Origin of the sequence: Halorutilus salinus, from assembly GCF_026242195.1 — an archaeon.
In the GTDB taxonomy this organism is placed as follows: Archaea; Halobacteriota; Halobacteria; order Halobacteriales; family Halorutilaceae; genus Halorutilus; species Halorutilus salinus.
In genome coordinates this window covers 16,044-37,062 of sequence record NZ_RKLV01000009.1, presented here as the reverse complement: position 1 = coordinate 37,062, position 21,019 = coordinate 16,044, and the positions used below count along the sequence as shown (strand labels likewise).

Annotated in this window: 20 protein-coding genes; 10 read left to right on the top strand and 10 right to left on the bottom strand. The window is 59.0% G+C overall.

All coding sequences use genetic code 11. The features are described from left to right. Nucleotides 1-17: 17 nt before the first annotated feature. The 3 genes from EGH25_RS09260 to EGH25_RS09250 form a co-directional block, all read right to left on the bottom strand. Nucleotides 18-584 carry a 50S ribosomal protein L15e gene (locus EGH25_RS09260; protein WP_266087872.1) on the bottom strand — a complete coding sequence of 189 codons (567 nt, stop codon included), beginning with the start codon at nt 582-584 and terminating at the stop codon, nt 18-20. A gap of 136 nt (nt 585-720) precedes the next feature. Next, the gene (locus EGH25_RS09255; protein WP_266087870.1) at nt 721-1,278 is read right to left on the bottom strand and encodes a hypothetical protein; all 558 of its coding nucleotides are present in this window, start codon (nt 1,276-1,278) and stop codon (nt 721-723) included. Between the two features lie 60 nt (nt 1,279-1,338). Beyond that, nucleotides 1,339-1,866, bottom strand: a complete 528-nt coding sequence (locus EGH25_RS09250; protein WP_266087868.1) for a DUF5817 family protein — start codon at nt 1,864-1,866, stop codon at nt 1,339-1,341. Between the two features lie 71 nt (nt 1,867-1,937). Here EGH25_RS09250 and EGH25_RS09245 point away from each other — a divergent pair, with 71 nt between their 5' ends. The 3 genes from EGH25_RS09245 to EGH25_RS09235 are packed head-to-tail and all read left to right on the top strand — an operon-like array spanning nt 1,938 to nt 4,053. Continuing rightward, complete coding sequence (locus EGH25_RS09245; RefSeq protein WP_266087866.1) at nt 1,938-2,747, top strand: shikimate dehydrogenase; 810 nt, start codon at nt 1,938-1,940, stop codon at nt 2,745-2,747. Beyond that, nucleotides 2,744-3,130, top strand: coding sequence for a hypothetical protein (locus tag EGH25_RS09240; RefSeq protein WP_266087864.1), 387 nt, complete (start codon nt 2,744-2,746; stop codon nt 3,128-3,130). Before EGH25_RS09245 ends, EGH25_RS09240 begins: the two co-directional genes overlap by 4 nt. Further along, on the top strand, nt 3,127-4,053 hold the full coding sequence (locus EGH25_RS09235; protein ID WP_266087862.1) for an RsmB/NOP family class I SAM-dependent RNA methyltransferase: 927 nt from the start codon (nt 3,127-3,129) through the stop codon (nt 4,051-4,053). Before EGH25_RS09240 ends, EGH25_RS09235 begins: the two co-directional genes overlap by 4 nt. On the opposite strand, the gene EGH25_RS09230 is transcribed toward EGH25_RS09235, so the two are convergent. The 4 genes from EGH25_RS09230 to EGH25_RS09215 are packed head-to-tail and all read right to left on the bottom strand — an operon-like array spanning nt 4,043 to nt 7,651. Next, the gene (locus EGH25_RS09230; protein ID WP_266087860.1) at nt 4,043-4,774 is read right to left on the bottom strand and encodes an MBL fold metallo-hydrolase; all 732 of its coding nucleotides are present in this window, start codon (nt 4,772-4,774) and stop codon (nt 4,043-4,045) included. The genes EGH25_RS09235 and EGH25_RS09230 overlap by 11 nt on opposite strands. A 43-nt stretch (nt 4,775-4,817) precedes the next feature. Further along, nucleotides 4,818-5,897, bottom strand: coding sequence for a M20/M25/M40 family metallo-hydrolase (locus EGH25_RS09225; protein WP_266087859.1), 1,080 nt, complete (start codon nt 5,895-5,897; stop codon nt 4,818-4,820). 30 nt (nt 5,898-5,927) lie between these two features. After that, the gene (locus EGH25_RS09220) at nt 5,928-6,989 is read right to left on the bottom strand and encodes an inorganic phosphate transporter (RefSeq protein ID WP_266087856.1); all 1,062 of its coding nucleotides are present in this window, start codon (nt 6,987-6,989) and stop codon (nt 5,928-5,930) included. Continuing rightward, nucleotides 6,986-7,651, bottom strand: a complete 666-nt coding sequence (locus tag EGH25_RS09215; RefSeq protein ID WP_266087854.1) for a hypothetical protein — start codon at nt 7,649-7,651, stop codon at nt 6,986-6,988. Before EGH25_RS09215 ends, EGH25_RS09220 begins: the two co-directional genes overlap by 4 nt. 258 nt (nt 7,652-7,909) lie before the next feature. On the opposite strand from EGH25_RS09215, the gene EGH25_RS09210 reads away from it, so the two are divergent. Then, nucleotides 7,910-8,476: a hypothetical protein gene (locus tag EGH25_RS09210; RefSeq protein ID WP_266087852.1), complete on the top strand. Its 567-nt coding sequence runs from the start codon at nt 7,910-7,912 to the stop codon at nt 8,474-8,476. On the opposite strand, the gene thrC is transcribed toward EGH25_RS09210, so the two are convergent. Beyond that, nucleotides 8,473-9,660, bottom strand: coding sequence for a threonine synthase (gene thrC, locus EGH25_RS09205; RefSeq protein ID WP_266087850.1), 1,188 nt, complete (start codon nt 9,658-9,660; stop codon nt 8,473-8,475). The two genes, EGH25_RS09210 and thrC, sit on opposite strands and share 4 nt — an antisense overlap. Beyond that, the gene (gene alaS, locus EGH25_RS09200; RefSeq protein WP_266087848.1) at nt 9,657-12,398 is read right to left on the bottom strand and encodes an alanine--tRNA ligase; all 2,742 of its coding nucleotides are present in this window, start codon (nt 12,396-12,398) and stop codon (nt 9,657-9,659) included. The genes thrC and alaS overlap by 4 nt, the downstream gene beginning before the upstream one ends. Nucleotides 12,399-12,545: 147 nt before the next feature. On the opposite strand from alaS, the gene EGH25_RS09195 reads away from it, so the two are divergent. The 6 genes from EGH25_RS09195 to EGH25_RS09170 are packed head-to-tail and all read left to right on the top strand — an operon-like array spanning nt 12,546 to nt 20,106. Then, nucleotides 12,546-13,046, top strand: a complete 501-nt coding sequence (locus EGH25_RS09195; protein ID WP_266087846.1) for a DUF7287 family protein — start codon at nt 12,546-12,548, stop codon at nt 13,044-13,046. Continuing rightward, complete coding sequence (locus tag EGH25_RS09190) at nt 13,043-13,648, top strand: DUF7288 family protein (protein ID WP_266087844.1); 606 nt, start codon at nt 13,043-13,045, stop codon at nt 13,646-13,648. Before EGH25_RS09195 ends, EGH25_RS09190 begins: the two co-directional genes overlap by 4 nt. Nucleotides 13,649-13,650: 2 nt before the next feature. Then, entirely contained in the window at nt 13,651-17,301 is a 3,651-nt protein-coding gene (locus EGH25_RS09185) for a vWA domain-containing protein (RefSeq protein WP_266087842.1), read from the top strand. A 1-nt stretch (nt 17,302) separates the two neighbouring features. Then, nucleotides 17,303-17,794, top strand: coding sequence for a DUF7266 family protein (locus tag EGH25_RS09180; protein WP_266087840.1), 492 nt, complete (start codon nt 17,303-17,305; stop codon nt 17,792-17,794). Next, nucleotides 17,795-18,595 carry a DUF7289 family protein gene (locus EGH25_RS09175; RefSeq protein WP_266087838.1) on the top strand — a complete coding sequence of 267 codons (801 nt, stop codon included), beginning with the start codon at nt 17,795-17,797 and terminating at the stop codon, nt 18,593-18,595. It begins immediately after the preceding gene. Then, complete coding sequence (locus EGH25_RS09170; RefSeq protein ID WP_266087836.1) at nt 18,592-20,106, top strand: DUF7289 family protein; 1,515 nt, start codon at nt 18,592-18,594, stop codon at nt 20,104-20,106. Before EGH25_RS09175 ends, EGH25_RS09170 begins: the two co-directional genes overlap by 4 nt. Here EGH25_RS09170 and EGH25_RS09165 read toward each other — a convergent pair. Continuing rightward, nucleotides 20,098-20,871: a CAP domain-containing protein gene (locus EGH25_RS09165; protein ID WP_266087834.1), complete on the bottom strand. Its 774-nt coding sequence runs from the start codon at nt 20,869-20,871 to the stop codon at nt 20,098-20,100. The genes EGH25_RS09170 and EGH25_RS09165 overlap by 9 nt on opposite strands. Between the last annotated feature and the right edge of the window lie 148 nt (nt 20,872-21,019).

Here is a 21,019-nt window from a genome sequence, read left to right as displayed (position 1 = left end):
AGAGTCGGAACGGCGACCTACTGCTTGCTCGGACGGGTTCTCTCGGTTCCCTTACCCTTCTCGCGCTGACCGCGTCCGCGCTTGCCCGCCGATGTCTTTCCGCGTTCGGCGCGTCCGCTTCCGGTGTCGGCTATCCAGCCAAGGTCGTCGTCGTTCTGTATCGCGGGATGGTCGGGGTCGAGAAGGATAATCTCGAACCACTTGTGGCTACCGTCGGCACCGACCCAGTACGAGTTCAGGCTTTCGAGGTTGGGGTGCTTCTCCGACGCGCGCTCCTCGGCGATACGCTGGAGGCTCTTGTCGCGCGTGATACGCGTCGTGCCGAGGCGTTTCGACCGCCGTCCCTTGTTGGGACGCGGCTTACGCGCACTACCCTTACGGACACGCGCACGGACGACAATAACGCCCTGCTTCGCCTTGTAGCCAAGAGACCGCGCCCTGTCGAGACGCGTCGGGCGCTCGATACGTTCGACAGCGCCCTGTTCGCGCCAGTCCTGTAACCGTCGCCACTGTACCTCCTCGATTTCGCCCTCGTCGAGGTTCTTCCATTCGTCGCGTATATGTGTGTAGAACGACTTTGCCATGTTATCACCACGGCGCTTCGGCGGTTCAGTCTCGCGACCACATACCGGCGTGTCGAGACACGCGCTACCGTGTGCGCTCGTAGGGACGGATTGCCTGTTTGCGTATTAAAGAGTTTTCTTATGTACCAGTCAGGGATTAGGTAGCCCTCTTCCGTGCGGTTTCGTGGATATAGCCACCGAGCGCACCGAGCGGTAGCGTGAGCCAGAAAGTCGTCGTGAACGCGCCGTATCCGAGGGATACTGCCCAGAATGGTGCCCACATGAGAAACAGGAAATACTCCGACAGCGGCGCGGAGGGTCCGGCAACCAACTGCTGAAGCGGTAATATGACCGCTATATCAAGCAGCGCGCTCGCGGGGTACATCAAAACCATCGCCGCGACCCCGGCTGGAACGCCACGCCACACGCGAAGTCTCGGTACCCGCCAGACGACGAAACCAGCGATGAATCCGCCTGGAACCGTCGCGACCATTCCGATGACCTGCTCAAGTAGCGGTCCATCGTACGGCTCGTACCACGAGGACATGACCGTTGAGATACCGACGAGTTGCGTAACCAGAATGAACACAGTCGTCGTAATCCCTGCGACGGTTGCCATCACATAACCCGCACCAACATCCCGACGGTTGGCGTACGGGAGTCTGCCCGGACCGTACCGCTCGCAGACGGCTACGACCGGCTTAGTGAACGGCATTATTATTACGGGGTTTGGGTATACAATAAGCCCTGTGGTGAAAAGAGACAGCGGTCAAACCTACAGAAGCTGAACGACGCCCTCGCGTGTCCTCATCGCCTCCCCCTCCATGCATAGCTTGTCCACGAGTTCGAACGCTTTGTCGCGGTCGACGCCGCGCTCCTCTGCGAACTCCGCGACGTCCTCGTCCGTCGGTTCGTCGAGGAACTCGACGGCGTCCTTTACAATACGTGTCTGGGGCTTAGAGTCGCCGTCGGTCGTCTCGCGGTTGACTTCGCCCGCCTCTTCGACCGCGTCGGTGTCGATACCCCGGTCTTCCATGAGTTCGTCCTCGCCGAAACGGTCGCCGACGTTCTCCGAGACGATCCCGCCCTCGACTATCTCGTCGGCGATACCGTCGAATCCCTGCTGTCGGGCGAGCGCCATCGATCTTGCTTCCTTCGCCTCTTCGAGGTTCTCGGATCGGAAGATGGCGCGCGCGTCGGCAACGTCTATCTGGTTCTGGCACCGGTTGCAGACAGTCTTTTCGTCGTCCTCGACGGCTATCTTGACGCTCTCGCAGTTCGAGCATCCGACGACCTTGTACACGTTCGGTGTACGTACCGCCCCGTATAATCTTTTTCGACGGTGTTTTTGTACCGCGCGGAGAAGACGAACCGATGAAACTGTACGGTATAATCGGTGATCCCGTCGAGCATTCGGTGTCGCCGCCGATGCACGCAACAGCGTACGAGGCGACGGGGATCGACGCGACGTACTCGCGTTACCGTGTCGGCGAGGACGACGTGCGCGCCGCTGTACGCGGTGCCGACGCCCTGAACATCGACGGTCTCAACGTCACCGTGCCGCATAAGGAGACGGTCTCGGCGCTCGACGGCGTGGCGCTCGACGAGACGGCGGAACGTATAGGCGCGGTCAACACGGTCGACTTCGGCGACGAGGTACGCGGATACAACACCGACGCATCGGGCGCTTTACGCGCCATCGAACGTGAGACGGATGTTGCAGGAAAGGATGTTGTCGTCGTCGGAGCGGGCGGTGCCGGACGTGCCGTCTCCTTCGCTCTCGCCGAGGAAGGGGCGGCCGTCCGTATAGCCAACCGGACGTTCGGACGCGCCGAAACGGTCGCCGACGAGCTGTGCGGCTTCGGTGAGGCGACACCGCATTCGCTCGACGAACTCGGTGACGTGGTACCCGACGCGGATATAGTCGTCAACGCGACGACGGTGGGCATGGAGGAGGACGTTTCGCCGGTTCCGGCGGACGCACTGCGGTCGCACCACGTCGTCTTCGACGTTGTCTACACGCCGTTGGAGACGCGTCTCCTCCACGACGCCGACGACGCCGGAGCGACCACCGTAGACGGCGCGTGGATGCTCGTCTATCAGGGTGCTGAGGCTTTCGAGATATGGACGGGACGGGACGCGCCCGTCGAAGATATGAACGACGCGCTTAGGGAGGAGATATGACGGACGAAACCCTCGAACTCTTCGCCGAACGTACCTACCGTCTCATCGTCCGTTTGGACTCGGTCGGTGTCGACGCCGTCGAGAACGCGGTCACCGAGGTCTTCGACGCCGATTTCGAGGACATCGACGTAGCCGAGTTCGCGCCGGGTGCCTCGCACGCCGAGTTCGAGGGAACGTACGAGGGAAACGAGGTTCAGGGAACTGTTTCGGAGAACCTTGACGGCAACGCCGTGCTGACGTTACAGGATATCGTCTACGTCGACGGCGCGGCGGAACGTCTCGAAGCCCTGAACGACCTCCTGCGTGACGAAACGCTCGCTGATACAGCCGACCGTCTACGTGAACACGACGCCGACGAGAACCCGCTCGAAAGGGTTCTATGACGCTCGAACGTTACCGCTCAATCGTAGACGGCTACGAGGCGTTCGTCGAGGCTTGCGAAAAGCCCGTTCCGCGTACGGGACGTGTCAACCCCGCCAAGTCGTCGTTCGGAGAGGTGCGCGACTCTCTTACCGCCGCAGGCTTCGGCGTCGACCGTTTCGACTGGTTCGCGGACGGCTTCCGTATCGACGAACCCGACGACGCAAAGGTCGGTAACACGGTGGCGCACTACCTCGGCTGGATCGCGGTACAGGAAGAGGTCAGCATGCTACCGCCCGTCGTCCTCCGCCGGTCGGAGGTGTCGCTCGGAGACGGTCTCGTTCTCGATATCTGCGCCGCACCGGGTAGCAAGACGACGCAGGTCGCCGCCCACTCAGCGGGCGTCGTAGCAAACGACGACAACGTGGGACGTATAGCCGCCCTGCGTAACAACACCGACCGTCTCGGTCTCACCAACGTCGCGGTTACGAGCTATGACGGACGCAGGTTCCCCGGCGGTGTCGACTTCGACGCCGCCCTTGTCGACGTTCCGTGTACGTCAGAGGGCACTGTACGTAAGAACCCCGAGTACAGCGAAGCCGGCGCGGTCTCCGACGACGAACGCGCGTCGGTCTCAGGTGTCCAGAAAGGGATACTGACGCGGGCGCTCAAGCTCGTACGCGACGGCGGACGCGTCGTCTACTCGACGTGTACGTTCGCGCCGGAGGAGAACGAGGCGGTCGTCGATCACGCCGTACGTAACGACGATGCGCGCGTCGTACCGTTCGACGTCGGTCTCGGTTCGTCGCCGGGTGTTACGGAATGGCAAGGAGAGACGTACGCCGACCCGGTGCGCGACACACGCCGTTTCTACCCGCACCAGAACGACACGGGCGGATTCTACGTCGCACTACTCGAACCGACGACAGACACCGTCAGTCCTTGACCTCCACGGTCTGCATGTCCTCGGCGATATGAACCTCGCCTCCGTAATGCTCACCAACCGTCTCAACCATCGCCTCCTCCTCGCCGCGCGTATGCGGATAGAGATGTGTCAGGTAGACACGGTTCACGAAGCAGTCTTCGAGAACGGGCGCGAGAGTCGAAGGGCGCGTATGGTTGCTGACCTCGATCTCGTCGGGGAACGAGCATTCGTGTATAAGAACGTCACAGCCGCTCGCGAACTCCGCGATACCCTCGACCGCCTCGGTGTCACCCGTGTAGACGAAAGAGTCGTCCATACGGTACGCCGTCGACGGCACGCTGTGCTCCGTCGGGAACGTCTCGAAGCTATGCCCGCCAACCTCGAACGAGTCACCGGGTTCGAACTCGGTGATACCGATAGTCATCTTGTCGCGGAGGTAGTCGTACGCGTCGACGAGATGGTTCAACGTCTCCGTGGTTCCGGGGGGTCCGTATACGTGTATAGCCTCGCGTCCGAGCAACCAGTCCGCCTTGACGAGCGCCATCAGGTCGTTGACGTGGTCGAGATGCGTATGCGTCAGAAAGATGTTCGTAACTCCGTCGACGGGAACCCGTGACCTGTTGAGGTTGTGCAGAACACCGCTACCGCAGTCGAACAGGAAGCCCTCGTCCTCGACGATAAGACCGCTGTGTACGCGTTCGGAAGGTATGGCGCTCCCTGTCCCGAGAAAGGTGAGCTTCATACGGGAACGTCGGAAAGCCACCGACTTAAACGCGCCGTCTCATCTACACCGAACGGCTGTCCGGGCGTCCGAAACCCGCGCCGTCTTCGAGCGACTCGACGAATCCTGTAAAGAGGTCGCGCGCGTTCTCAAGATCGTTGAGGTCGACGAGTTCGGAGGTTGTATGCATGTTGCGGTTGGGTACGCCGACGGAGACTGTGGGTGTCGCGCCGCGTGCGACGTAGAAGGCGTCACCGTCGGTCGCGCCGCGTGTCATTATCGCCTCGTCCTGTGTCTCGATACCGTTCGTGTCGGCGACCTCGCGCAGACGGTCGAGGACGACGGGATGGTTCTCCTTTCCGTGTTTCAGCGTCGGACCCTCACCGAGCGAGACGTCGCCGTGCTCGGTCTCCGCGACGTCGGGTACGTCGGTTGCGAAGGTCACGTCGACGACGAGTGCGACGTCAGGATCGAGCGAGTAGCCCGCCATACGTGCGCCGCGTAGACCGAGTTCCTCCTGTACCGTCGCGGTCGCGTGCAGGGTCACGTCGAGTTCATCTGCGTCGACGGAGCGCAGCGTTTCGGCGGCTATCCACGCTCCTATACGGTTGTCGAGTCCACGTCCCGCGACGGTGTCGCCGAGTAGGTGTTCGAAGCCGGCTTCGTACGTCGCCGTCGCGCCGACGTGTACGCCCGCGTCGCGCGCTTCCTCGGCGTCCTCCGCGCCTATATCGACGTAGATTTCGCCCATGTCGGGTATCTTTTCGCGCTCCTCGTCCTCCTGTAGATGTACGGGCTTCCGTGCGACGACTCCGGGTACGTCGCTGTCGCCGCCGTGTATACGGAGGCGCTGTCCCTGAGCCACGCCCGTGTCGATACCGCCCACCTTCTTGAGGTAGACGTAGCCGTCGTCGGTGATATGGTTAACCATGAGCGCGATCTCGTCGACGTGTCCCGTGACGACGACCGACGTTTCGGATCCGGGGTTGACCGTCGCCGTCGTGTTTCCGTAGGCGTCCGTCTCTACCTCGTCGGCGACTTCCTCGACGCGTTCGCGCCAGTTGGCGAGGTTCTCGTCCTCAAAACCCGACGGCGAAGCTGTCTCTACCAATGTGCGTAGGAACCCAAGCGGTTCTTCGTCCATACGGAACGATGACGCGCCTAACGGATAACTCTATATCAGTCCGACGTAGACCGCCGCGCCGAAGGCGGCGAACGCGAGACTCCCGGCGAGTACGGGCGCTATTATCCACGTCGCCACGATACGCCGTGACGTGCCGAGGTCGTACATGTTGAGGCGATCCTCACGTATCTTGGCGCGTTCCTCCTGCGGGAGTTCGCCGACGGCTACGTCCGAACGCACGGGTACGCGTCTCGTCGCACGTCCCCAGCCGAGTCCTATGACCGAGAGCGTGGCGACTATCGCAAGGCTCGCGGGTATACCTGCGAGGCTCAGGAGCGTGATAATGGTTCCTGCGACGAGTTCGACCACGAGCGCGGCTTCGAGCGACAGATCGGTTATCTTGTTACCCACGGTGTCCATCGTCCGTGGACCTATGACGAACGCACCGACGCCGATCGCGACGCCTCCCATGACGACGGCGGGAACCATCGCTATGCTCTCGCCGCCTCCCACGAGGGGCGCGACTGCGTTTGCGACGTTCGACGCCCCCGCGCTAAACGCCATGTAACAGCCGACGCCGATAACGAGGTACTCGCCGAACGCGCTCTTGTCGCCGTCGTCGCCGAAGTCGAGGACGGAGACGAGACGGTCGTAGAAGTACCTGCCGACGACGACGGATATCCAGAAGGCGATAATCGCCGAGAGTATCCACCACGTGAGTATGAAGCCGAAGATCCCCCAGTCGAGAACGTTGAGCGCGACACCCATACCTGCGATAGCAACGACGGCGATCTGGCTCGTGCTCGCGGAGATACGTAGGTAGTTGCTGAGAGCGAGTCCGATACCCGTAAACAGAAGAACCGCCGTCGCGGCGGCGAGAGTGAACTCACTCGGAGGCACGAGGTCACGTCCCATAGTCTCGACGACGTTAGGTCCTACGACCACGCCACCTATGAGAGCGAAGAACGCCATGAGCGCCGACGCCGCCCGCATCGACACGACACCGCTACCGACGGCGGGACCGAAACAGACGCCCGTCGACGAACCGCCGACGTTGATAGCGACGAAGACGGCTGTTAGGAGACCGAGGCTCAGAAGCGCCAGCTCGGTCATCCGTCGTCTTCCTCTTCAACCTTCTCCTCGACTATCTCCTCGACCTTCTCCTCCGCTTTCTCCTCGGCTTTCTGTTCTATCTTCTCCTCGGCTTTCTGTTCTATCTTCTCCTCAGCCTTCTTTTCAACAGTCTCCTCAACCTTCTTCTCCGCCTTCTGTTCAACCTTCTCCTCGACCTTCTCATCGACAACGTCGTCCTCTATGGTTTCTTCGAGCTTCTCCTCCGCCTTCTTCTCCGCCTTCTCCTCTATCTTCTCCTCAGCCTTCCTTTCGACCTCCTCCTCGACACGTCTTTCGACCTCTTCGCCTATCGTCTCCTCAACCTTCTCCTCCGCCTTCTCTTCCGCCGTCTCCTCCGCCTTCTTTTCGACCTCGCCGACCTTCTCCTCAACCTCTTCGCCTACCGTCTCCTCGACCTTCTCCTCCACCTTCTCTTTCGCCGTCTCCTCCGCCTTCTTTTCGACCTCGCCGACCTTCTCCTCAACCTGTTCAACCTTCTGTTCGACGCGTTTCTCGACCTCGCCGACGCCCTTGCTTACCTCCTCGACGGTCTCCTTTGCGCGCTCCTCAGCCTTCTTTTCGACCTCACCGACCTTCTCATCGACCTTCTTTTCGGTCTCCTCTGAGACGTACTCGCGCAGGATCTTGTCACGGAACTCCATCTTACCCCAGACGTTGAGTCCGTACCCGAAGACGAGACCGCCGAGGAAGGCGGCGACACGTGTGTCGGGACGGAATACGAGAACGACGAAACCGATGAAGAATACTATACCGTAGATAACATCTATGTATATCTGCCGGTCTCTTTCTACCGAGATACTTACACCCTGAGGACGTTACACCGGGCAGGATTTAACCGTACCGATACCGGAAAGCCAGCCAAAAGAGTAATATACCGGCGGTCGGGAACTTCCCAAAGGGTGAGATGTATCTCGGTACAGGTTGACACAGAAGGCGAGGGAGGTAACGACGGAGAAGACGGCGAGGACGGAGGTACGCCACCGAAGGTTCTCGTGACCGCCGTGGCGGGGGCGGTCATACTCGGCGGTATAGCCGCGTACGCGACGAGGAACATAAACATCTACGCGTCGGCGGGTGCTTTCGTCGTATTTGGCGTCGCTACTGGCTACCATCTGTCCAACAAAGACCTCCCTGCCGAGGTTGCTGGTTCGACCTCGTACATCTCGGCGGTTCTTACAGTTTTTACGCCCTTTGCCTTGTATATATCCAGCATCGTCTTTCAGGGTATGGAGGTCAGCGTCATAGGCGCGCAAGCGCAGGACGTGGAAGGCTCGAACGTCTCGGTAGGCGGCGGTTCGTGGTTCAGCGCAGGTTCGATCGATGCGGGGAGTATAACGTCGGGTACCATCGACTCGGTAATATCGCTCGCAACATGGGTGGTTCTGGCTGTCGTCGTCTCTCTTGTCCTCGTCGTCGTCGGGCGCGTCTTCAAGGCTGTCGCAGAGAAAGGAAGGACGAGCGGTTAGTTAAGCGCGTTCCGCACCGCTTCGCGTGTCGCGTCCGTCTTTACCGTATCGCCCGATGCCTCAAGTGCGGCGTCGGGATCCTTGAGGACGTGTCCGGTCGTGACACATGCGATCGTTTCGGTACTGTCTATCACACCCTCGTCGAGTAGCTTACGGACGCCTGCGACGCTCGTCGCGCTCGCGGGTTCGACACCGATACCCTCGTACTGTGCAAGCTTGACCTGAGCGTCCATGAGTTCCTCGTCGGTTACGCTCGTCGCCGTTCCGCCCGTCTCCCCTATCGCCTCGCGCGCCTTCGGAGCGTTGACCGGGTCGCCTATACGTATCGCAGTCGCCTTCGTCTCGGGCGACTCGAACGGTTCGAGAGGTCCGCTTTTCTGTAACGCGCCGACGAGAGGTGAGGCTCCTTCCGCCTGCACCCCCGTCATCATCGGTATCTCTTCTATGATACCGGCGTGGTAGAACTCACGGAAACCCTTGTAGATTGCGCTGATGTTGCCCGCGTTCCCGATTGGCAGGACGACACGGTCGGGTAGCTCCCAGTTTAGCTGTTCGAGTAGCTCGAACGCGATCGTCTTCTGTCCTTCGAGCCTGTACGGGTTTATCGAGTTTAGGACGTAGAAGAAGCCCTCGTCGGCGAGATCACGTACGATACGGAGGCATTCATCGAAGTTTCCGTCTAACTCGACGAGTTCCGCGCCGTGCATCAGAGCCTGAGCCACCTTGCCCATAGCGACCTTGTCCTGAGGGAGAAGGACGACGGCGGGTATGTCGGCGGCGGCACCGTACGCTGAGAGGGCGGCGCTCGTGTTGCCCGTCGAGGCGCACGCGACGCGTTCGATACCGAGTTCGATAGCCTTTGAGACGCCGACCGTCATACCGCGGTCCTTGAACGAGCACGTCGGGTTCATCCCCTCGTGCTTGACGTGTATATCGACGCCGAGTTCGTCGGACAGCTTTCCTGCGTCGTACAGCGGCGTACCGCCCTCGTGGAGTGTAACGCTGTCGGCTGTTTCAAGCGGGAGTATCGACGAGTAACGCCAGACACCAAGCGGTCCCGTGAAGTCCGAACGCGAAGGTATCTCCTCGTAACGTACCTCCAGCAGACCTCCGCAGTCGCAGGTGTAACGCGGTTCACCGCCGCTGTACCTCTCATCGCACTCGATGCACTGTAGCCATGTCATATCTGTTCCTCGATTATACGTTTCGACTCCTCAAGAGCCTCGTTGACCTTCTCCGTATCTGGACCGCCGCCCTGACCGAACGCGGGCGAACCGCCGCCGTCGCCGCCAAGGAACGACGAGAGTTCCCCCGCGACATCCCCGGCGTCCACGTCCGTGTTCTCAGGAACCCCGACGACGACGGTTGCGCTACCGTCGCCGCCCGCGAAGACGGCGACCTTTCCTTCGTCGACGACGGTGTTCGCCGCTGTACGTAGCTCGTCCATACCCGCGTCCATACGGCGTGTAACGACGGGCACGCCCTCTATCTCGACCGTGTCGTCGTCGGAGGCTTCGGCGCGTATCTCCGCAAGCTCCGACCGTAGCTCATCGACGCGTTTTCCGCGCTCCTTCCATTCGTCGAAGAAACGTTCGGCGGTCGCGGGGAGGTCGTCGCGTGGCACGCCGAACACGTCGGATGCTTCGTCGGCTACGCGTTCGACCTCCTGCGAAGCCTCGACAGCGGCGTCGCCCGCCGAGAAGACGATACGTTCGACACCGTCCTGTATACGTTCCGTGTTACGTACCTTTATGTAGCCGATGTCACCCGTACGCCGGACGTGCGTACCTCCGCAAGCCTGCACGTCGTCGTCGACATGCACGACACGTATCTCCTCGCCCGCGGGTATACCGCCCTGATACAGACCGAATCCGTGCTCCTCCTCCGCCTCGTGTCTGTCGAGCCATTCGTCGTCGACCTGCACGTTGTCACGTACGGTTTCGTTGGCGACGCGCTCTATCTCGCGCACGTCGTCGTCGGTGAGACGTTTGTGGTGCGTGATATCTATACGCGAGGATTCGACTCCTTTCTGAGCGCCCGCCTGACGTACGTGATCGCCAAGGACGCGCCGCGCCGCATCGATAACGGTATGGGTCGCCGTATGGTTACGCATGAGTGCGCGTCGGCGATCCGGATCGACCTGTCCGCGCACGACGTCGCCCTTGCTCAACGGCTTGTCTGTGCGGTGGAAGACGACGCCGTCGCGTTTCTGTACGTCCTCAACGTGTGCGACCTCACCGTTTTCGAGAACCCCCGTGTCGGGAGGCTGTCCTCCGCCTTCGGGGTAGAAACGCGTCTGGTCGAGGACGATCTCGTACGACTCGTCGTCCTCGTCGTAGTAGGTGTTGAGGACGACAGCCTCGAACTCGGTGCGCTCGACGTCGTCGTAGAACAGGAGGTCGGTTTCGGGTAGATCGTCGTCGACACCCGTCGACGCGTCGTCCTTCTCGGCGCTCTCGCGCTCCTCGTGACGGTCGGCGACCTGCGCGTAGAAGTCATCGGGTACGTCGACATCGACGCCCTCTTGATCGGCGATCTCGGCGACGGTATCCGGCTGTATACCGTGTGAGTCGTACATCTCCACGAGTTCGTCGTTGGGTATGGAGCCTTCACCCGCGTACTCCTCCGCCTTCCTGCGTACGAGACGCCCGCCGCGTTCAAGCGTCTCCTCGTACTTCTCGACCTCCTCACGTACGACGTCCTCGATCACGTCGCGGTTTCTGTAGCCGAGACGTTTCGCCTGTTCGTCAACGAGGTCTTCGAGAGGTACGTCGAGACCTATCTCATCGGCGAGACGTACGGTGCGCCGTAGAACGAGACGCGCGAGGTATCCGGTTCCGACGTTCGACGGAACGATACCGTCGCCGAGCATGTATGCGAGGACACGCGTATGGTCGGCGACACCGAAGGCGTTCTCGACGGGCGTAAGTATCTCGTCGAGTTCGTCGAGTGATAGACCGACGTCCTCTGCGACCTGCTGGCGTACGGCGCGGAGGTCGTCAACCTCGTCGGCGTCCATCTTCCCCGCGAGACGCGCGACGTCTGCGAGTATCTCTTCGTCGGCGCGTTCGATACACGCGGCGTCGAGTATCTCGTCGACCATGTCGGGGTAGATAGCCTCGTAGACCGTCGGCGTTCCCTGACTCAGCCACGCGAAACGCTCCAGACCGTACCCCGTATCGACGATGTAGTTGTCCATCTTGGAGTACGTCTTGCCGTCCTTCATCTCGTACTCGCCGTCTTCGTCGAGTTCGAGATCCATGAAGACGAGCGTCGCTACCTCCGCGCCGCGTAGGATGACCTCGAATGCGGGACCCGCGTTACCGCCGCCGACCCACGGTGACTCCACATACGTAACCTCGTCGAGGGGCGCGCCGAGATGTTCGAGAAAGCCGTCGCAGTACGCCACCGTCTCCTCCTTCCAGTATACCTCACCCTCGTACGCACCGTCGTCCGTCCGTGAGTTGAACGCATGGTGCGCCATCATCTCGAACGCGAGCGTGTGCCTCCCCGTCTTACCCACGTTGTCGATATCCTGCATACGTATACACGGCTGGGAGATACAGAGAGGGTTCGCGGGCGGTGGCGTCTCACCCGACGTGACCAGAGGCTGGAAGTCGTAGATGGAAGCCTGAGTCAGAAGAACGTCGTCACGCCACCGCGAGGCGTCGACGGGGTAAGGCTCTACGCGTTCGTGATCGCTGTCCTCGAAGAAGGAGAGAAACTCCTCACGCATCCCTTCGAGAGTGAACTCGTCTTCGAAAGGCGGGTTTCCGATGAACGAATACTCGTCGCAGGGGGGTTCACCGCACGACTCCTTCGAGGCGTCGCGTGTCCAGAACCCGCGCCCGCATCCGGGGCAGGTCTTCCGGACGAATCCGTTGTCCTCGAAGTAGTCGAGACGGTACTCGTCCTCGTCCATACACGTCGTTTCCGGCGCTTGGGCAAAACGTTTTCTGAAAGCCACCGCCGAACGGCGGAACCGGGCGCGTGCCTCTGTCCCACGCCGTGAGCTATCCCAGACCGTGGGAACCAAGGATTAAGTACTAAACCTTTGTAACTCAGGCATATGCGATCTAACGGGGGACGTAGTGGGCAGACGAGCGTGGACTTCCTCGTAGGCGTATCTATATTCGCAGTCACGCTTCTGTTCGTCCTACAGTTAGCCACGGGTTCGGCTGTCAACCTGTCGCCCGATACTCAGACGGAGGGCGCTCTGGCGGATCGAACCGGGGACGTTCTTCTTTCGGACTGGTCGGACGCCGAACCCGGCGTGTTTGGGAACACGACAGCCGAGGACTATCTAGACAGAAGCTACACGGATGTGGCTGACGACCTCAACATACCGAAGGAGGGCGGTAACTACCTGTACCGGTACAACGTAACCGTGGTGGAACTCGAAGAGCTATCCGAGGAGCCGCCGGAGCCGGTTGAACCGGGTTCGGTGGAGCTAACCGCGGGTAACTCGACCACGGACGCGACGGGTACCGTCGCGGGCAGGAACAGGGTGGCGTACATGAACACCACGGGCGGTGGAGATATGGTAGGCGTAAGGGTGAAAGTATGGTGACGAAAGGTCACGACGACGGTGCGCAGTTACACACGCTTGAAGGTGTCGCCGCCTCGGTCATACTCGTACTCGCGGTTACGTACGCGTTCAACGCGTTCGTCGTAACCCCGACGGGCGGCATCAATCCGGGTGCGGACAGCAACCAGCAGATAGCCGACGATCTCCTGACGGCGACGGCGTCGAACGGGGATCTGAAGGAGGCGATGCTCTACTGGAACGACACGAACGACACGAACGAGGGCGCTCGTTTCGTAAACAGTAGCGACGGAACCTACTACTACAACAGCGAGGATCCCGACGACGGATATCTCGACTTCGGCAACTATAGCCACGACGCCTTCACCGAACAGGGGGTGGCGTACAACATCGAGCTTGCGTTCAGCAAGGACAACGGAACCGAGACGGGTACGCTGACGATGGTGGAACACGGCGAACCCGGAGCCTCGGCGGTCACAGCGAGCCGGACGGTGACGCTTGACGACAGGGACAACGTGACGAACGCATCGGGTAAGGTTACGCTCGAAAACTCGACGACGTACCCGATACCCAAGGACGGCGTAGCTATCTACAACAGGGTGGAAGTTAGGATAACGGTGTGGTAAAAATGAAAAAGATAGACAGAAACTCAGACACGGAACAGGGGAACGACAGCGGACAGATGATACTGTTAGCGGGGTTCGTGATAGCCGTCACGCTGGTGAGCCTCGCCGTGGTCGTCGGGAGCGGCTTCTTCTCTCAGGCTTCCCCCGACGACGGAGGGCTGTCGTCGCTAACCTCGCAGGTGACGGATCAGGTGGATACGGCGAGGGAGGTCGGGTTAGAGACGGTGGACTTCGTTAACGAGAACAAGACGAGAGAAGAGGGCGCGAACGTAACGGAGGTCTGTGAGGATATCATCGACAACACCGAGGTTCAGCAACAGGTGGCTGAACAGCTTTCTGAGGAAGAGGTTCTTCTTGATATTAAGCTCAAGAACGACTGCGACGAACTCAACGACACGAGCAGTTACAGATTCGGTCAACAGAAGGCTGCCCCGCTTCCCGGTGTCAATCTCAACAAGACGGAAGATGTCACGAAGAACGTCACCTGCACCAACCTACGTAGCGAAGACTGGACGAACTTCGACAACAAGCAGGATGATTTCAACGCGGCGCTCATGGACGTTGTAAGAAACGAAACCTCGGGTGACGAGATACCCGACGACTACAACGAGACAGCGGATAAGAAAGATGGTAGCACGGAGTACTCCTACACTCAGCACAAGAAAGAAGCTCTGCGGGATATCGGAATTACCGGGGATGACCTACCGGACACAGATGACATAACACTCAACGACTTCGCGGAAGACTGTCTCTCGGACTCACAGCTGAAGGAGCCGAAGACGGACTACGCGTGCGCAGACCTGCGTGGAGAGGTGGGGTTCAACGATAGCACGTTTGAGCTGTTCAACGAAGAGTTCGAAGAGTACCTCCGTGACAACGTTGGCGGAGATGGGATCCCCGCCGACTACAACGAGACAAAGAACAGCAACTACAGCTATACTAACCACACGCTCGATATTCTGGAAGAGCTGAACTCGTCGGATGAGGTCGATATAGACCTTACCAAGCTCCCCGATGGCGTCACAAAGAGGGGATTCGCGGGCGACTGTATCATACTTGAAGCCGAGGAAGGGCGTGCGCCCGTCGATGTCGTGTTCTCTATCGACACGACGGGTTCGATGGGGCTTGATCCTGGAACGGAGGTAGACAGCGATTATAACTCCGACTACGATGACGATTACTCACCTTCGGAGGCTGGAACCCCGATAGTACAGGGTCACAACGAAAGGGTAAACGAATATCCCTCGACGGATCCGTACAACATTGGGTGTTACAAGGAGTATAACAAGACAGGGGTACCTTTCCCGACAAGTGCCGGTCCATACGGGGATCAGGATGCCGCTAACCAAGGCTGGTGTGCTGGAGAATACCTCGGGAATACGTTCAACACCTCGGTCGGACAAGTTGGAGACTTCGTCTACGACGACCCCGAGAGCGAGTTGGTGAAAGTAACAAACATTCCCCCGGCAGGTCCTCCGGCGGGAATACCGACCAGCTGGACTCCGGTGACGACGCCCGGTGTGGATACCAGCGATCCGTCAGAGTATCCCGTCGGAGCGCCGAACGACTGTGCAAGTGAACCCTGTGACACGAGAACTACAGGCGGAACCGTCTCTGTGGGCGATGTAGTGATAGGCGCAGGAAGTGGCGCGGGCAACTATCCGGACAGTGACGAAACTGTCGAGGTTCTTGACGATGTCGGGGGTGTGAGCGGTGTTCCGACGAGTTACGAGACGTTGAATGATCCGGGAGACGTCGGAACCTCTACGGAGAAAGATGACATCTGTGTGGACGGTGATGGAGACCGGTTCCCGTGTGATACTAACACCGACGGCTCAGTCAATCCGAGTTCAGGCGACATATTGGAAGTTGACCATAGTGGGCTCTCAGAACCGGCATCACCTCCTGACTCAGAGGAGCCTGTGATAGCTGAAGTGACCGGTCTAGAAGAGTCAAATAGGTGCTTTGGATTTGATACAATCTTCGGTTGCCTTGGTCCCGAGGATGATGTCTACAATATCGACACCGGCTCCGGTACGTACGAGGCACGTGAGGATGCATTGGGTGAATTCGAGTACAGAGTTGACACGGATATAGACTACAAGGTCGGCGACGGAAGTGGAACAGCGGGTTACGCTGATGAAAGTCAGCTTGAGTTTTTCGAGTACAAGTGGGATCAGCCGAGCCCACAGGTAGAAGTTGAGGATGAGTCCGGTTCGACTAGGATGGAACCGGTGAGCAACCTCGACTACATCGAGTACCGCTGGTGGCCTCCTGATAGGCTGTATCTGACACAGCTTGGTGCGCGTGCCGCTATGGAGGATCTGGTTGTCGGTGAGGACAGGGTTGGACTGGTTCAGTACAGCACCTCCATCTACGGTGACGCGGACACGGTAGAGGATATGGCTAACCTCACCTCCGGTTACAAAACCGACCTCAAGGAAGATATAGACGGGCTGAGACCGGGATCAGGTACTGACATAACTGAAGGGATAGAGGAAGCAAGGAACGCGCTTGAGACATCCGTCTGTAAAGGTACCGCCGACCGTGATGCAACCTGTCACATAGTCGTGATGTCCGATGGCGAGCAGACGGACGGTGAAGACCCCTACCCGGACGACTACCTCGAAAACAACGATGACTACGAGAACGTCACCGTGCACGCGATAGCACTCGGTGAAGGCGCGGACGATGACATGATGGAAGAGATAGCCAACCCCGACGGTGGAGACTCCGTGCGTCCTGAAGGTGTCTTTGAGTCTTCGAACGACCCGGAGGAAGCTAAGGGAATCTTCGAAGACGTAATCGGTTCGATAAACAAAGACCGTGGGAATACCACTCAGGGGATCGACGCGATCAATGATACCGGCAACGTTACCGGTGTGAGTAACAACGTCACCGCGGGCGGCGACGACGGTGAGTTCGAAAACGTTACCCTGGAAGCGGACGCGGGCGTTATCCAGAAGATCTACGACCTCGGCATGAACATCACCAACTTCAGCGGCACCGGCACATACAGCCTCAACCTCACCGACGCGGAAGACGGCGTAGGCGAGACCGTGATATGGGGTATGACGGTGGACAACAACTTTACCGGTACGAAAACTCAGGTCAGGTTCCGGGCTGACGACGACATCGTGGAAGACTACGACGACGATGATGAGTTCCTTGAGAGCACGTTCAACGTCTCCGCCGACTTCTCGGAAAGCTCTGTATACGCGTCCGTTGAACTCGCTCCGAACCCTCGGTTTAAGATGGCGAACGGTTCGGGTGTCAAGTTCTCGTCCAACGACGACTATGATATAACGAGGGTGATCGACGACGTCATACAGCCTCAGATTAACAGCGGTGTGGCTGTCAAGATGGGAACGGGTAATACACCGGAGGCGGAAGCAAACGGAACTTTCTCGTTTGACTTCAAGCCGGTGGGTGGCAACTTCTCGCTGGTCGGCGACGCCGCAGGCGGAGTATGCGGAGAGGATGACGACGGCACTATGGTCACATGTGGGGTTGAGGATACAGACAACGGCACGTACGCGACGGCGCAGGCTAAGGAGGTATCGTTCATAGTCACCGTCGAAGGACCCGGCGGTGTTTCGGAGAGGGAGATAGAGGTGAGGATAGAGGACGCTCTAATCGGCGGTGGTAGCTGATATGCGGAGGGGACCCGGTCGCGGTAGCTCCACGAAGGCTTCCTCGGTTCAGATAGGCTTCATACTGAACACGGGGATAATGACGACCTTCATCGCCGTCATGCTCGTGGTTCTTAGCGGCGGCTTCGGCGACGACGTAGCTACACAGGAGGAACTCGACGCCGTCAACGACGAGATGTTTTCGAACATCATACAGGCTGACGCGCTGGCGCAGACGGAGGGTGAGTTCACAGCCTTCTTCGAGCCACCGTCGTCCGGGGCGGAGTACACAGCGAGGATAAACAACAGCGGGGGAATGGTAATAACAGCACCCGATGGCTCCATCGTGGAGACGGACCTCAACGGTTCGACGGAAACGAATGTCAGTGTGGTCGACGGCTCCGAGATAGAGTTCACCCAGAACGACGAGAACGTGGTGGTGGAGGGGAACTCAACTGGTATACTCCTCGACGTACAGGAAGGGGCTGTACAGAACAGGAGCGTGGATGGATAGATGAGAACGCAGACGACCAACCGGGACGACAGAGCGGTTTCGGAGGCTATCAGCTACGTCCTGATCTTCAGCCTGATAACCTTGGGAACGACCATAATCTACCTCCAAGGCGGTCCCGCGCTCGACGGGGCGAAGGAAAGACAGGTCACACAGAACTCCGAACGCGCCGTTGTTCTCGTACAGGAGCGTCTGAACGAGATGATGGAGCAGAAAGCGCCGACGCGTGAGGTACCTATAGATCTTCAGGATATAACCGTCGGTGTCGGGGGGCTGGAACCGGGCTGGGTGAACGTCACGGCGAACACATCGGAAGGAGAGGTAAGCTACAACGCCACCATGAACCCCGTCCACATCGATACAGGAAGCCGTATAATAACGTACGAGAACGGCGCGGTCATGGCTGGTCAGGAGGGCAACGCCGATAGCTGGGGGTTACGACGCGAGCCGTCTTGGGCTATATCCACGAACGACACGGGTTACCTGGGTACGGCGTTCCTCCGTACCATATCGACGACCGGCGAAGGAAGCATCGGTGGAGAGGGGCGTGTTCGTCTCGTCTTTGAGTCGGTGAGCCGGACGAACGAAAACCTGAACGGTGTCGACGAACTCAGTATCACCGTGTCTTCGCCGCGTACGTCCGCATGGGAAAGCTACCTACGGGGTCTAAACGGTAGCCTCAACGAGAGCGATGTCACCGTCAGCGGTGAGAAGGTCACCATGGAGGTCGACGGGTTTGCGGACGGGGACGGTAGCATAAGCTACAACGAACAGGTACTAAGAACAAAGGTGGTATCCGGATGAAACGCCGTAACCCACGGACGAGAGACGTGTCGGACGGTACGAGTAAAGCACAGAGCGAGACCGTCGGTCTGGTTCTCCTCTTCGGTATGACGTTCATCGGTATCTCGGCGGTTCTCGTCATCGGAGCGCCGGTTATCGACGACGCGCGCGAGAACGCCCAGATCGAAAAGACGCAGGTCGAGTTCAGCACTCTCGACCAGCAGATACGTGAGTCGGTGTACACGCCGAGCGACTCAGGCGCGAGCATAAGCCTAAGCGAGGGCGGTATCTCCGTCGAACCCGACTCTATGACGGTCAACTTCACGTACGACAACGGCTCCGGCACCGACACCACCGCAAACACCACGCTCGGTGGGCTGGAGTACGAACACGAGAACATGGGCGTCGCGTACGAGATGGGCGGGATCTGGACGAGATACCGGAACGGCGGCACGGTTACACAGTCACCTCCCCAGATGACCTACACGGGTCGGAGTCTAACGATGACGCTCATCAACTTCACGAACCCCGTCGACGTAGCGGGTTCGGGGACGAGACTCTCCATCTCTCACCAAGGCGTCAGAAGGTCGGACGACCTGTCCGAGATAACCGACGGCGCTCTCCAAAACGGGACGCTGACCGTCGACATAGGAACCGAGTACACGGGCGCGTGGTCGGACTACCTCAACCGGATGGGTATGGGTGACGTGACCGTGCCCTCGGACGACAGGGTTCGGACGCAGATACGTACGGGTCCGCCGCTGTTCGCGGTGGAGTATCTTGGAGATAGGTATGACGATGATGACAACAAAACAAGAGTCTACGATTCGCGTATCGGAAACGTATCCGAGTATAACTACACCGTCGATACGGATACTGTAGTCTCCAGCGAGATAGACCCGCTTCCTGTGACGGAGGATGATATAGATGATTTGATTATATCACGTAGCGGAAGCGATACACTCCCCTCGTCTGGTTCAAGAGTTACTGCCGGTGACTACAGAGGAGACGATGACTTGGATGGTCATACGTTCGATACTTCTTCCGGGAAAATAAGGTACCTAGCTAATCCGGGTGCCGATGTATCTATCGCCAATAATCCGGTAACGTTCAATACAACAGGTGGTTCTGTGGAAATACATGTACCCAGCGACTTTAATCTCAACCAAGACGTATTTGTCAATGGAAATAATCCGGTTCGTATATATGTCGGAGAGGACACACAATTAGATAACAATTATTCAGTAAATGTTGAAGGCGGTAGGAACGAACTATTCCAAATATACTCTTCAAACTCCGACGTAAAAGTTGATGGTGTAGATTACAACGGAACCCTCTATGCGCCTACTGCTAATGTCACCATCGACCAGGATTCTGCATTCAGAGGTGCCGTGATAGCAGATGAGTTAGAGGTTAATGGCGAGTATTACCACGACGCCTCACTACGCCAAGCCGACGTACCAGAGGAACTCAACCTCAACCTACCGTTAGCGCGGTTCAACGCCGCCGAGAGGCTGGTGGAGCTAAGGTAGCCTTCCCCTACTACAGAACGACTGCGTAGCGAAGACAGCGCCCGACTCGTTCGATACGACGCCGACGCCCGTCGACCGCCATTCGTCGTCGAGCAAAGCCTTCCGGTGCGACGACGAGTTCATCCAGATGTTGACGATGTTCCGCGCGACCCCCTCCCCGGTTCTCACGAAGACGGTGCTGTTCCTATCCGGGGAGACGACTTTCTTACCTACCCACGACCTCGCTATGTTCTCCGAGTAAGAGAAGTTACCTACACCCGGCAGGGACTGACAGGTATCGCTGTACCTGACGACACCGACGCCTGAGAGGTCGACGTGACTAACGTAGCCCGACTCGGACATGTTCAGGGAGTGGTTACGCGAGACGGACGACAGACCGGCGTTCTCCTCAACCACGCGAACGTCACGCGACCCTCTCTCCCGGTTGACCAGACGCAGGATACGTTCCTCTATCCTTGACCTGTTGATCTCCTCCACGTTCTGCGAGACGTTTTTGCGCGTCTCTTTGTTACCGCGTGAACCCACCCGCCGAGGGATATCTTCGGGCGGTTCTGTCGCGGTCGTCAAGCCACCCGACCCGTCTATACTGTCACCCCCTTCGCGTGGGCTGTCCGTACCACTCGACCTGTCATCTACCAAGACAAAAGCCAGAGAGACGGAGACGATGAGAATGAAAACGAGTACGAGGAGAATCTTTGCGACGCGTGCACCGGAGCCGGTGCTGTCCACTGCGCCCCTCCTGTCGTGGGGACGGTGCGGCGACATACTCAGATCAAGGTACGGAGAATCAAATAGCTTACTCAGTCCCGGATTCGCGGAAACCACCGCAAAGCATATACTCTCGCATGCCGTATGTTAACTTGCATCGTGGACGCTCCGTCCGCACACATCCTCAGAACGGACACGGCGGAAC